We start from the raw sequence: 13996 nt of genomic DNA, 5'->3' as shown, positions 1-13996 counted from the left end.
TTTTAAAAAACTTTTTAAAAAATCTTATTAACTACAAAAATATATATTATAATAACCAAGTTTTAGGAGAGAAAATAATGGATAAAAGAAAGATTTTTATTTTGCTTGTTTTGGCTATTGCAGTTGTAGGATTTACAATGGGACCTGCATGTGCTGCAACAACTACCATTAAAATGGGCAAATATAAAGATGTGGGTAGCAAGGATAGGATCTTAACTTTCTATCAGCCTAAGGATGCTCAAAATGTCAAAGGTGTATATGCAGCAATATTCTATCATGACAAGAAAAGAGGTGATGACTTCAGACCTCATACATATGTCTTGAGGAAGATGACAGTTTACTATAAGAACAAAAAGGGAAAAGTTATTACTCGAACTGCTAAGCCAAAAAATATCAGTGACCTTATGCTGCTTTCTACAAAAAAGATTAACGGTTACACTCCTTATAAGGCTACTGTAACTTATAATAAAATGACTAAAAAAGAGAAAAACATTATTATGAATCCTCTTTTCTGATTGATTCAAGGGGCTTCATATATTTTTTAGCCTTTTAAAACTTAATCTGATTATCTAATTAGATTATCTGACAAATATTAATTTTGTATTATGAAGTAAATCTTAAATGGAGGTTTTAACATTAAGCCTAAGTCAATTATAAAGGTCTTTGCAATAATCTTGATTCTCTTCATATCTATTTCAGTTGTTTCAACTAGTGAAATGTCAGATATTGATGATGATTCTTCAGCTTCTGATGGCAATGTCCTAACTGTTGATGATGATTCCCAAAGCGGATCTGATGATGAAGTCTCTTCAGATAATCCGGAAAACGAAGGGGATTTTCCAGACTGCAATTTGACCATAATCAAAGAAGGAGACAAGAAAGTCAAAGTTGGAGATGAAGTGGAATGGAAAATAACTTTGAAAAATGAATTGGACACAGCTTGGAATATTCATGTTCAAGAGAAGTTCCCTAAGAACTTTGATATAGTTTCTGTAAAGGCCAGCAAAGGGGATTATAATAAAGAAATGGTTCATTGGGAAATTCTTAAGTTGAACAAAGGTGAAACTGCAACTTTAACCATTAAGGCAAAGGCAAAGAAGGCAGGAAACTATACTAACAAGGCAGAACTTTTTACAGATTCAAACAATCTTAATAAGAATACCACAGTTAAGTCTGATGTTGAAGTAGTTTCTGAAGACAAGTCAAAAGCCGCCGTTAAGAAGAACGACAATAAAAAGGAAAAGTTAAGTAAAAAAGTTAAAAAGACTAAAGATAAAATAAAAACCAATAAGGCCCAAGCAAATGCTACCAATCAAACAAACAAGAAAGTCACTTTGGAAAATGCAGGCAATCCTATAATGGTTCTGGTCATTTCCCTTTTTGTAGTATTGGGTTTAGGAGTGCTTAAAAAACAATAATTGATTCTTTATTTTTTAACTTATTTTCTTTCATTTTCTTAAAATTTTTAATTTTTTTACTTTTTATTTTTTTTAATTTCTTAGTTCATTTTCTTAAATTTTCTTTTTCAATATCTTGCTTTAATTAAATTATTTTTAATAAGCAAAAGTTTTTTATAGTAAGTCAAACCCATCTATATTTATATGGATAATTTAATGTAAAATTATAATATTATCCTTAAAATTATCTAAATAATTATAAAACTATTACTGATTAAAATAAGGAGATTGTTATGGCACAAATTAATCAACCTATGTATATTTTACGTGATGATACTGAAAGATTTCAAGGCAATCAAGCCTTAAGAATGAATATTTTTGCAAGTCAATTATTAGCAAGCATTGTAAGGACCACCCTCGGTCCAAAGGGAATGGACAAAATGTTAGTGGATAAAAAAATGGGGGATGTGGTTGTAACCAATGACGGTGCAACCATCTTGCAGGAAATGGATATCGCACACCCTGCAGCTAAGATGCTTGTGGAAATTGCAAGAAAACAGGAACATGTAGTTGGAGACGGAACCACTACTGTAGTTATAATTGCCGGTGAATTGCTTAAGAAAGCCCTCGAATTATATGAGGATGGAATTGCAATCCCAACCATTCTTATCGGATACAGATTGGCTGTTGCAAAGGCAATGGACATCTTATTTGAGATTTCCACAGATGCAAGAGACCCAGACACATTGTTTGGAATTGCAAAGACTGCAATGACAGGTAAAGGTTCAGACTATGCTAAGGATGAATTGGCTAAATTAATTGTTCAAGCTGCACTCAAAGTTGAAGAAGGAGAAAAGTTAGATAAGACACTCATCAAGATTCACAGAATCAATGGTGGAAGTGTAGAGGACTCCTTGATTGTTGATGGTATATACATCGACCAAGGAAGGGCTAATGAATCCATGCCTGAGGAAATGAGAGATGCTAAAATAGCCTTAATGAAATACCCATTGGAATTGAAGGATATTGAAAACGCTAAAGTGGACTTCACTGACCCATTGCAAATGCAGGCTTTCCTTGACAGCGAACAGGAAACCCTTAAGGAAATTGCTGATAAGGTCATCGCTTCAGGATGTAATGTATTGTTCTGTCAGAAGGGTATTGATGATGTTGTTCAGCATCACTTGTCCAAAGCTGGAATCATGGCTTTCAAGAGAGTTAAGAACACCGATGTGAAGAGAATCATGAAAGCTACCGGTGCAGAACTCATTACCAATATTGAAGACTTGACTCCAGATGTATTGGGTAAGGCAGGTTACATACACCAAGAAAGGGTATTCGACCAAATCATAACCTTCATTGAAGAATGTGAAGATCCTAAGGCAAGTTCCATCTTAATCCGTGGAAGTACCAGACATGTTTCATCTGAAATTGAAAGGGCTATGGAAGATGCATTAGGTGTAGTCGCAGCTACTGTTGAAGATGGAAAAGTCGTATACGGTGGAGGAGCTCCTGAAATTGAAATCGCAAGACAATTGAAAGCTTATGCTAACACTATCAGCGGAAGAGAACAAGTGGCTGTAAATGCATTTGCAGACGCTTTGGAAATCGTACCAAGAACCTTATCTGAAAACGCTGGTTTAAACACCATTGACTTATTAGTTGAACTCAGAGCAGCTCATGAAGATAACATCAATATGGGATTGGACGTATTTGAAGGTAAAGTTGTTGACATGAAAGAGGCTGGTGTTGTTGAACCTCAAAGAGTCAAGAAACAAGCTATTCAAGCAGCTCAAGAAGCATGTGAAATGATCTTGCGTATTGATGATTTAGTTGCAGCAGCTGGTGCACTTCAAAAAGTCGACCCAGATGAAAACTTAGACCATAGTGGTATGCCTCCTGCACCTGGTATGGGTGGAATGGGTGGAATGCCTCCTATGATGTAACCCCCAAGCTTTTCCAGGCCTTCGGCCTGCAAAACCTTGACCAAAACTTTTTCCTAAAGTTGGGTTAAAAGCCAACTTTTTATTCTATTTTTTTTGCTTTGTTTTTACAATTTCTTTAGTTCTTTAATTGTTTTTATATAAATATTAAATTTTCAATAATAATGGAGAAATAGATATGGCAGAATCATTTTTAGACAAATGGTGTGGTCAACCATGGCTACATGCAACATATTTTTTAGGAATCGTAATGCTTAATGTTTTAATAATTAATTGGGGAGTATGGGATGTTCCTCAAAAGTTAATGTGTTTGCTTGCTGTATTTTTACCATTGCATGTATTTGAAGAGCTTACATGGCCAAATGGTTTTCATTTCATGATGAACAAGTTAATCCAAAAGTCAGATAATCCTCTTGCTTATCCTGAAAACAAGCTTACAGATATGGTTACAAATTTTGGAGCGGAAATAATGTTCATTGTATTGACATTTCTCACACCAATGCTTGGAAACAAAGTAGTGATATTCATAATCTTCTTTGGTATCGGTGAAACATTCGTGCATACCTTGTTTAGCGTATTAACATACAGACACTACAGATCCAAAGGCAAAAAGACATTATATTCTCCAGGTCTCGTAACTGCATGGTGCTTATTGCTTGAAGCAGCTATTTACGGCATTTATTGGTTAGTATATTCTAAATCATTTGTAATGTCAGACTTATGGGGATTGGCTCTTGTAGCATTTTTAATCATATTCCTAGTACGCTTACCATTTATCCTCTCCAATAAGTTTAAAACTACCAGATTTGCCTATTCTGAAATAGGATATTTGGAAAAATATGAATCAGATTAAAACTTAATCTCTTTCAATATTTTTTTATAATTTTTTTTAATTATTTTTTAATTTTTTTACTATTTTTTAATCATATTTTTTTAAAATTTTAACAATTTTTTAAAAAATTTCTCTATTTTCTTTTTCTGACTTCATTTGCTTCTTTTTTGAATATTACTAAATTAAAATTGCTTATTTAGTCAAAATCTTATTTTAAATGATTATTTTTTCTATTTAATGGTTTTTCAATAATCATTTTAAAAATAATATCTTGACTCACTTTTATATCAAATATGTTTAATTGTTTGAAATTCTTTTTTAAGTTAAATAAAGGTAATTATTTTATTTTCAATTTATTAAAGTCAGATTTTTTCAATTTTGATTAAAATAAGTATTTTTAAGTATTATTTCATTATTTAAAGACTTATCAAGTATTTTTTAATTTTTTTAATTAAAATTTCTTATTTTGCTTTTTAATTAATTCATTATCCCTTATACCGATATCATATAATTTACCATATCTGAATTATGAAATCAGTATTAAAAAATTATTGTTTTTTGGAATAAACTATGGAAAATTCTTGTTTTGAATGATTTTTTTTAGTAAGGTTTATATAATAAAAGAAAAAAATTAAATATTAATCTAATTTGATGTTTTTGTTTTTAAAGCAAAATTGTCAAGTTAAGAAATGTTTAGGGTGGTCTTTATTGTTTGCTTGAAAAAGTTAAATGATAAACATTGAGTTTCGAAAAAATAAAAATTTTTTTCCGCATATTGATATCAATTTCAATATCTAAAATTCAATGTTAAAGTTATACTTGTAAAAATATAATTTTGGGATTATTCTAAAGTGTGAGGTGAAATGATTTCAATTAAGAATCTCGCATTGCTTTTAGCAGTTATGCTTATGGGATTTTTTTTAATCTCTTCTGCTTCTGCTATGGATGTTGATGACTCGGTTTCTATGGCCGATTCAAATGACCTATCCGGATCCAGCGTTTCCAGCAATATTGATAATGGTCTTGCTGGTGTTTCCAGTGATGGCGATTCCGGTCAAAATGATTTGGAATCTTATGATGCTGGTTCAAGCAATGTAAATTCGGAAAATGAAGTTTTAAGTACTGATAATACGGTAGAAGATTCTGATTTGGAATATGATTCAGTTGGTAAAAGCTCTAAGAGTGTCTTAGGCGCTTCATTACAATCAGACAGTTCAAGTTTACAGGCTAGCGCCAAAACAAAAACTGCCATTAAGGGAAGCTCCACCACTCTCACTAGAGGAAAAAACTATAAGATAACCTTATCTGACAGTAGCGGAAAGGCTTTAAGCGGTCAGAAAGTCAGCTTCAAGATCAATGGAAAGACTTATTCATTGACTACAGATAGCAAAGGTTCTGCTTATCTTCAAATAAACTTGAGGGAAGGAAAATACGCTATGGTGACTTCCTTTGCAGGATCAAATGCATACAGCGCTTCAAGCCTGTCTGTGACATTGACTGTCAAGAAGAATCCTGACTTCTTTACAGTTGCCGAGATTGAAGCCGCAGCTACAAATGTCAAGAATTATGTTTCAAAGAACAAGAAATTGCCGAACACCGTTAAAGTGAGGGACAGGACTCTAAAAATATCTGAGTTCAATTATCTCGCTTCAAAGTTGGTATCTAACTTAAATTCCAAAAATACTGGGGATATTCTTTTAATATCCGGTATCTCTAATGGCAATTCTTCTACTCATTCATTAAAATCTACTGTTTATAAGGCTCAATATGTAGATTTGGCTAAAAGGGCATTTTCAGCTATTGAATCTAAGAAAGTACCTGCGTCCTATTTGTCTGTTAAAAACAGTTCAAATAAGGTTGTTGGAAAGGCAAATTTCAATCTTTACACATTTGCATTTGCAAAAATATTGGATTTCCACAAATCTAATAATAATTTGCCGAATTATTGTACTTTTGAAAGCTCTGCAATCAATAATGCCGCTAGCTTAAAGGCCACAGCTATTAAAGGAAGTTCAAATTCTCTAACTAGAGGAAATAACTATAAGATTACCTTAACTGATAGCAGTGGTAAAGCTTTATCTGGTCAGAAAGTCAGTTTCAATATCAACAGCAAGACTTATACCTTGACAACAGATAGCAAAGGTTCTGCTTATCTTCAAATAAACTTGAGGGAAGGAAAATACTCTATGGTGACTTCCTATGCAGGATCAAAAGTTTACAAATCTTCTAAATTGTCTGTAAGCTTGACTGTTTTGAAGAATCCAAACTTTTTCACAGTGAAGGAGATTGAAGCTGCGGCTACAAATGTCAAGAATTATGTTTCAAAGAATCAGAGATTGCCGAATACCGTGAAGGTAGGTGACAGAACTCTTAAGATATCCGAGTTCAGTTATCTTTCATCAAAAGCAGTATCAAATCTGAATTCCAATAATAAGGGAGATATTCTTCTTCCAAGCGGTGTTTCAAATGGTAATTCTTCTACATATTCATTAAAATCTACTGTCTATAAGGCTCAATATGTAGATTTGGCTAAAAGGGCATTTTCAGCTATTGAATCTAAGAAAGTACCTGCGTCCTATTTGTCTGTCAAAAACAGTTCAAATAAGGTTGTTGGCAAGGCAAATTTCAATCTTTACACATTTGCATTTGCAAAAATATTGGATTTCCACAAATCCAACAACAACTTACCGAATTATTGTACTTTTGAAAGCTCTGCATTTGCACCTGCTAAAAAGGCCACATCCATTAAGGCTAATTCCAGCAGTGTAAATAAGGGAAATGCTTATACAGTAACATTGGTTGATAATAATGGTAAAGGAATAGCTAGTCAGAAAATCACATTTACCATATCTGGCAAAACTTATACAAAGACCACTAACTCTAAGGGTGTTGCCTCCTTAACAATTGATTTAAGTGCAGGCAAATATTCTGTGGTTTCCTCTTTTGCGGGGTCTTCATCCTATAAGGCATCAAAATTGACTAAAAACGTTACTGTTAAGGACAATTCAAATAGGTTCAGTATTAAAGAGATTGAAGCTGCGGCTACAAATGTCAAGAATTACGTTAACTCCAACAACGTATTGCCAAGTACTGTTACAGTAGCAAAAAAGAAACTAAGTATTTCACAGTTCTCTTATCTTATGGCTAAAGCTGTCTATAATATTAATGCTAGTAACTCCAATTATATTACTCTTCCAAACAATATGTCCAAATCCAAATCCTCAGGGGATAGCATGAACACTAAAGTCTATCAAGCCCAGTATATGGATTTGACAAAAAGGGTAATATCACATGAGGAATCCAATAAGGTTCCGCCTGTTTACGCTAAGGTTTATAGTAGTTCTGGCTCTTTAGTAGGTAAGGCTGAATTTGATTTATACACATTTTCATTTGCTAAGATCTTAGATTTCCATAAGTCTAAAAATTATTTGCCTAAATACTGTACTTTTGAAAGTTCTGTATTTAAAAGCTCTGTAGTTCCATCAGGTAATGTTTCTTCTAAGATACCTTACAATTCCAGTCAATTTAAGGAAGGTTTAAATGAGAAGAATACAGAAACAAACCTCAGCCAATATTTGGTTGGAACTGGTCAATCAGCCATTACCCCTGCTATTAGCAAGTTGGCTGCCCAATTGACTAATGGTTTGAATAGCACTGAGGCAAAGGCTCAAGCGATCTATAATTATGTAAGAGATGAAATCGATTACAGTTATTATGCGAACTCTAAATATGGGGCTTCAGGTACCTTAAGTGCCGGTTCAGGTAATTGTGTGGACCAGGCAAGTTTGGTCGTGGCTTTATGTAGGGCTTCAGGCATTCATGCAAGATACTCTCACGCTAAAGGCTGTACATTCTCAAGTGGTTTAGTCACTGGGCATGTATGGGCTCAAATACTTGTAAATGGTGTTTGGTATTCTGCTGATGCGACAAGTGTCAGAAATAGATTAGGCAATATTCAAAATTGGAATACTAACTTTTACAGTAATCTAAATCATTATGCTGCTGTACCGTTCTAGTATTAAAGTATTTAAAATGGATTATAAGAGGATTTTCCTCTTATTCAAATTTTTTATTTTTTATTTTTATTAATTATTTTCTCAATTTTTCTCTTTTTAAAATTTTTATCATTTTTTTATAGTTTTTATACTTTTTTTTAATAGTTTTTATACTTTTTTTTAATAGTTTTTATACTTTTTTTAATAGTTTTTAAAATTTCTATTTTTTTTAATTTTATTATTCAAGTTAAGAATAATTTTTTATATGATTATTTAGTTAAATATATATGCAAATTATTAAATTTCAATTATTATTTTAAAAAAGTATTATCTCTTTATTTTTTAGCAGTTTTTTAAAATATCTTTAATAATTTAATAACTTTAATAATTAAATGATTTTTAATATTCTTGAGTATTTTCCGGTTGGTGTAACTATTAATTGTAAATTTGCTTTATCATTATTGCTTTTCATATTCATATTGTCTGTATCTGCAGTTTCAGCAGAGGATATGGATGATGGAAATTCATTTGAGGTATCTGAAACTCTAGATGTGGATATCAATGATGTTTTAGATGCTGATTTGGATGAACTAGATGGTGATTCTAGTTCAAATGATGATTTAGATGATAATGGTAATTTGGATGATGATGGGGATGATGCGGATCCTGATGATGAAACAGATAATGAAAATGAAGACCCTATCTTGAAGAACACCACATTGGAAATAATTTCTCCTGATGACTGGGAAATATATGGTTGTGAAAACTACACTGTCAAATTAGTGGATGAAGATAATAATCCAGTTATTGGGGCAGTGATCAATTTTAAAATTCAAACTCCAAAAGGAACTTTCATCAATCAAACTAGCATAACCGATGATGAGGGAATTGCGGTTTTGCCTTTGAATTTAAGTTTAAGAGGTATTTATAATATTTCTGTATCTTTTGATGGGGATTTGGACTATTATGCTAGTGAATCTGTAAACTCCAGCTTTATTCTATATGAGAAAACCATTATTAAAACTCCTAAGAAATATGCTTACAGGTCTTCCAATTTTACTGTCAAGTTGGTTTCTTCAAATGGCACTCCATTATCAAACAAAAAGCTGATTATCTACATAGATGGTGTCAAATACACTAGAACCACTGATTCAAAAGGTCAAGTCTATATTAAAATGCCTTCAGATAGGAAATCTGTTAAGTTTAATTGCACATTCAATGGTGGGGATTATTATGTCAAGTCTTTCCTGTCAATGAAATTGCCGGTATATAAGAAGACATATACAAAGCCTCTTGTGTATGCAGTTCTTAAGGGAAAGTACTTTAAGGTGCTTTTAAAAGGGGCAGATGGGAAAATTCTAAAGAAACAGAAAATTAAGATTACAATTGATGGAAAGAATTTTACACGAACCACCAATGATAAGGGCATAGCTTATCTGACAGTCAATCATAGCAGAAATGAGTATAAGGTACGTTTTTCCTATGACAATAATGGAGTTTATGGCCCATCCAGCAATTCTTCAATTTTATGTGTAATTGATCCTTCAGGACAGTTTAAGAAAGGACTAAACCAAAATACAAAACTTTCTGTAAGCAAATATCTATATGGTGGGGGGTATGCTAAAATAACCAAATCCATTAGAAAACTATCCAAAAAGCTTACAGGGAAATATTCCACCAAATTGGAAAAGGCTACAGCCATTTTCAATTATGTCCGAGATAACTTGGACTATAGCTATTATGCAAACTCCAAAAAGGGAGCAGCAAAAACATTGAAAACCAAGAAAGGAAATTGTTGCGATCATTCCAATTTGATTGTAGCACTATGTAGGGCATCTAAGATTCCGGCAAGATATTCCCATGCAAAAGGATGCAAATTCGGTTCTGGAATCACTACAGGCCATGTTTGGGCTCAAATATATGTCAATGGAAGATGGTATTCTGCAGATGCAACAAGTTACAGAAATAGTTTGGGGAATATAAAAAATTGGAATACAAAATCTTATCATAAGCATCGTACCTATAGAAATATTCCATTTTAATCCTTATTTTTTAATCTTTTTTTCAATTCTTTTTTTTAAAATTCATAATTTTTAGGTTATCCAAAACTTTATATACTTTCTATCTATAATATAATATATAGAAATTTTCTAAAAATGTTTATTTTAGCAATTAAGTAATTTTTAACTTTAAAAATTCGTTTAATTAATCTTAAGAATAAGATTAAATCAAATAGACAGTGGAGGTTCTACATGGCTAAGGAAATCAGTGAAAACATTGAAGAGTATTTGGAAGTTCTTTACAAGTTTGGAAGTAAGGATTCATACGTGTCTACAACAACCATCTCAAAGGAGTTAGGCATCGCGCCAGGTAGTGTAACTCAAATGCTTAAGAAACTCGAAGATATCGGCTATATCGATTATGTTCCATATAAAGGTGCTTCATTGACTGAAGAGGGAAGCAAAATAGCTCAAAAGATAACCAGAAAACACAGGATTCTTGAAAGATTCCTTAAGGACGTATTGAAGATCAAGGATGAAAACCTTCATCATCAGGCCTGTGAAATGGAGCATTCCCTATCCGATGAGGCTGAAAGAGCCATTTGCCATATGCTAGAACATCCGGACACCTGTCCTGACGACCATTTGATTCCTGCATGCGATTTTGATTTCACCAGCTGTGACGATTGCAAGAATGACCATAGCGATATTGAAGACATCGGTATCAGGGAATTCAATCTGTTGTCCATTTCCCAGCTTTCCTCTGGAGATGAAGGGGAAGTGCTCTTCATACGTGGCGGTGACGATTCCTTGTCTGATGCAATGAATCTTGGAATCAACATAGGGTCTAAAGTCAGAATATCCGATTCCATCGGTTCCAATTATAATGTATTTTTAGAAGACTCCATTATTGAGGTTTCAAAGGATTTGGCAAACAACATATTTGTCAAGACATTATAATCGAATCAATGCATGGAATTGTTTCATATTCCTTTTTATTTTTTTAAGCTTTTTTTATTAATTTAATTATTTATTTCATTTCAATTATTATGGATTTTTATTTAGGTGTTTTGATGCGCGGAGATTTATGTGAAGGTATTGTAACCGTAAAGATTGAGGAAGGCAATCAAAGGGCCATTTCCCTTAATCAGAAAAGCCAGTTCGGTAAGCTGTCCGAGGATTGTCTGGAGCTGTCCATCATCGAAGCTTGCTATCTGATGGAAAGCGGACGTTTGGACATTTATGAGAATGATGAAAAGTGTGAATTGAATCACATCATCGATTTGATTAAGGATGAGGAGATCTATGGCAAATACCTTGTTTACAGGGATTTGAAAAACAGAGGATACATAATCAAGACCGGATTTAAGTACGGATCCGAATTCAGGCTTTATGAAAGGGGCACTGGTCCGGGTCAAGCCCACTCTGATTTCCTGGTGAAGGTGCTCTATGAAAAGAATGAAGTGAACGTATTGGACTTTGCAAGCTATGTGAGAGTCTCTCACGGTGTAAACAAGAAACTCTTGCTTGCAGTGGTCGATGATGATTTGGATGTCACTTATTACAATATAGAGTGGACAAGACCTTAACCAAGCTTTTTGGCCTTCGGCCAAAAACCTTGACCAAAACTTTTTCACTTTTTTGTAGTGATAATATGTTAATTTTCTCAATTTTTTTATTTTTCAATTAGTTATTTTTATAAACTTGTAAATCATATTTAATTAATAGAATTGCATAGTTAAAGTTGTATGGTAAAAATTCATGAATTTTTGCTAAAAAAATTTATATGATTTTAATTAAAAATACCTATAATTATTTAAGCACTTATAAATAAAAACATATTAATTATTATTCGATTATTCAATTTAAATAGAGATATTATATTCAAGGTGATTTTTTGATTGATCCATGGGGCTCATCTATAGTAGATTATGATAAATTAGTTAATCAGTTCGGCATAAAAGCCTTTTCCGAGCTTGTAGGCCAAATCGAGGATCCTGCAAGATTGATGAAAAGAGGAGTGATTTTCGGCCATAGGGACTTTGATAAGCTTGTGCCGCTCATAAATGGCAAGAAGGACTTTGCAGTAATGACAGGCATGATGCCAAGCGGTCAGATGCATATCGGCCACAAGATGGTCATCGACCAATTGAAATGGTATTTTGAAAAGGGAGCTTCCATATCATTGTCAATAGCGGATATGGAATCCTATGCCGCAAGAGGAATCAGCTTTGAACAGGCAAAGGAAATTGCTGTCAATGAATATTTGGCAAATTACATCGCTTTGGGCCTTGACTTGACTGATGATAATGTGAATGTCTATCTCCAGTCCCAGAACAAGACATTGAATGACTTGACATTCAAGCTTGCCAAAAGGGTCAACTTCAATAATATGCATGCAATCTACGGCTTCAATGAAAGCACAAACATTGCTCATCTATATGTTCCTTTGGTGCAGGTGGCTGACATCTTGCTTCCACAGACCGAAGAGTATGGCGGACCAAAGCAGGTGGTTGTTCCTGTAGGTGTTGACCAGGACCCTCACTTAAGGCTGACCAGAGACATTGCTGCTAAAATGAATGAAGAGTATGGATTCCTGGCTCCTGCTTCCACTTATCATAGGTTCCTCACAGGGCTTACCGGAGATAAGATGTCAAGCAGCAAGCCTAATACAGCAATCTACTTGAATGAGACTCCAAAACAGGCTGAGAAAAAGGTCAAATCCTCCAAGACCGGAGGTAGGGAAACCCTTGATGAGCAGAAGGAATTAGGCGGAAGGCCTGATGAATGTGTTATCTATGAGATGCTTGTATATCATTTGGTTGACGATGACAAGGAGCTTGAAAGGATTCGTGAGGAATGTGTGAACGGAGAGCTCATGTGCGGTCACTGCAAGGTTCATACTGCAGAGCTCATGAAGGACTTCTTCGAAGACTTGAAGGTGAAACAGGAAGAGTCCTTAGAGATTGCAGAATCCTTATTCGACTAATTGAATTGATTTAAAGTATTAAAAATAATTGTTGTTTTGATGGAATTTATTAAAATTCCAGTTAAATATTTTAGTTTTATCTATGGATGATTTTATGGCGGATATTAAATATTATCTCGAAATAGTTAAGGATGAGACCAAACTGGCCTTTTCAAATAACAAGAGGCTTTTATTGCTTTCAGTCCTGCTCTTTGTGATTCCACTTCTCATAGGATATTTCTGTGCTGATCAGATTAGCGAATACATCAAGCCTATGGTGGATGCCTTTGAACAGCAGGTGGAAGAGGGCACAATAACCTTGACAACCCATTCGTTATTCACCAATAATGTGACTGTAGCCATCATATTATATGCCCTTGCAGCTCTTGGCGGAGTTTTAGGGGCTGTTCTTTTGGCAAACAATGGTATGTTCATCGGATTTTATGGTGCGGACTTCAACATCTATGCCTATTTGGCTTTGACAGTTCCTCATGGAATATTTGAACTTCCTGCAATCATTATCGCTACAACAGGAGGTTTTGTATTGCTTTCATTCATACTTCATTTCATATGGAATCTGAAGTCCCCAGACCTTTCCTATCTGGACATATTCGATCCGTATTTCTCAAATGTGGAAATAAGTCCGAAGCAAAGGTTCCAAGCTGCATTCAGAAAGAACCAGAATAAGATAAAGGAGTCCTTCATAATGCTATGTTGGGCTGTTGTTCTTTTAGCCATTGCTGCAGTCATTGAAGCGAATATAACCGTGCCTCTTTCAAATTGGTTATTTTCAATATTTGGCTTCAGCCTAATTTAAAAATATTTTTATTTTTTTCATCAATTTCTATTTTTTATAAAATC

General features: G+C 33.7%; 10 protein-coding genes. All 10 read left to right on the top strand.

Features of this window, described 5'->3' with window-relative positions:
- The first annotated feature begins 77 nt into the window (after positions 1-77).
- The 10 genes from IJE13_RS04770 (at position 78) to IJE13_RS04725 (ending at position 13952) form a co-directional block, all read left to right on the top strand.
- Positions 78-515: a hypothetical protein gene (locus IJE13_RS04770; protein WP_292777667.1), complete on the top strand. Its 438-nt coding sequence runs from the start codon at positions 78-80 to the stop codon at positions 513-515.
- Between the two features lie 201 nt (positions 516-716).
- The gene (locus tag IJE13_RS04765) at positions 717-1418 is read left to right on the top strand and encodes a DUF11 domain-containing protein (protein ID WP_292777664.1); all 702 of its coding nucleotides are present in this window, start codon (positions 717-719) and stop codon (positions 1416-1418) included.
- A gap of 272 nt (positions 1419-1690) precedes the next feature.
- Positions 1691-3343, top strand: coding sequence for a thermosome subunit alpha (gene thsA / locus IJE13_RS04760; protein WP_292777661.1), 1653 nt, complete (start codon positions 1691-1693; stop codon positions 3341-3343).
- Between the two features lie 175 nt (positions 3344-3518).
- The gene (locus tag IJE13_RS04755) at positions 3519-4193 is read left to right on the top strand and encodes an HXXEE domain-containing protein (protein ID WP_292777657.1); all 675 of its coding nucleotides are present in this window, start codon (positions 3519-3521) and stop codon (positions 4191-4193) included.
- 842 nt (positions 4194-5035) lie between these two features.
- A complete protein-coding gene (locus tag IJE13_RS04750) occupies positions 5036-8188 on the top strand; it encodes a transglutaminase domain-containing protein (RefSeq protein ID WP_292777655.1) in 3153 nt (1050 codons plus the stop codon).
- A gap of 371 nt (positions 8189-8559) precedes the next feature.
- A complete protein-coding gene (locus IJE13_RS04745) occupies positions 8560-10209 on the top strand; it encodes a transglutaminase domain-containing protein (RefSeq protein ID WP_292777653.1) in 1650 nt (549 codons plus the stop codon).
- A 210-nt stretch (positions 10210-10419) separates the two neighbouring features.
- Complete coding sequence (locus IJE13_RS04740; RefSeq protein ID WP_292777651.1) at positions 10420-11127, top strand: metal-dependent transcriptional regulator; 708 nt, start codon at positions 10420-10422, stop codon at positions 11125-11127.
- Between the two features lie 113 nt (positions 11128-11240).
- Positions 11241-11756, top strand: a complete 516-nt coding sequence (gene endA, locus IJE13_RS04735) for a tRNA-intron lyase (RefSeq protein ID WP_292777649.1) — start codon at positions 11241-11243, stop codon at positions 11754-11756.
- 308 nt (positions 11757-12064) lie between these two features.
- Positions 12065-13156, top strand: a complete 1092-nt coding sequence (locus IJE13_RS04730) for a tryptophan--tRNA ligase (RefSeq protein ID WP_292777647.1) — start codon at positions 12065-12067, stop codon at positions 13154-13156.
- Positions 13157-13250: 94 nt separating this feature from the next.
- Positions 13251-13952, top strand: coding sequence for a stage II sporulation protein M (locus tag IJE13_RS04725; RefSeq protein WP_292777645.1), 702 nt, complete (start codon positions 13251-13253; stop codon positions 13950-13952).
- Positions 13953-13996: the final 44 nt, after the last annotated feature.

It is taken from the genome of Methanobrevibacter sp. (assembly GCF_017410345.1).
Taxonomy (GTDB): Archaea; Methanobacteriota; Methanobacteria; order Methanobacteriales; family Methanobacteriaceae; genus Methanobrevibacter.
The sequence above is the reverse complement of the archived record's forward strand: the minus strand, read 5'-3'. Positions and strand labels throughout refer to the sequence as shown.

Bases quoted from the DNA above. Each gene is read 5' to 3' on its own strand.
- IJE13_RS04745 (WP_292777653.1), top strand. From the start codon at position 8,560: ATGATTTTTAATATTCTTGAGTATTTTCCGGTTGGTGTAACTATTAAT.
- IJE13_RS04725 (WP_292777645.1), top strand. From the start codon at position 13,251: ATGGCGGATATTAAATATTATCTCGAAATAGTTAAGGATGAGACCAAA.
- IJE13_RS04770 (WP_292777667.1), top strand. From the start codon at position 78: ATGGATAAAAGAAAGATTTTTATTTTGCTTGTTTTGGCTATTGCAGTT.
- endA (WP_292777649.1), top strand. From the start codon at position 11,241: ATGCGCGGAGATTTATGTGAAGGTATTGTAACCGTAAAGATTGAGGAA.
- IJE13_RS04740 (WP_292777651.1), top strand. From the start codon at position 10,420: ATGGCTAAGGAAATCAGTGAAAACATTGAAGAGTATTTGGAAGTTCTT.
- IJE13_RS04765 (WP_292777664.1), top strand. From the start codon at position 717: ATGTCAGATATTGATGATGATTCTTCAGCTTCTGATGGCAATGTCCTA.
- IJE13_RS04750 (WP_292777655.1), top strand. From the start codon at position 5,036: ATGATTTCAATTAAGAATCTCGCATTGCTTTTAGCAGTTATGCTTATG.
- IJE13_RS04755 (WP_292777657.1), top strand. From the start codon at position 3,519: ATGGCAGAATCATTTTTAGACAAATGGTGTGGTCAACCATGGCTACAT.
- thsA (WP_292777661.1), top strand. From the start codon at position 1,691: ATGGCACAAATTAATCAACCTATGTATATTTTACGTGATGATACTGAA.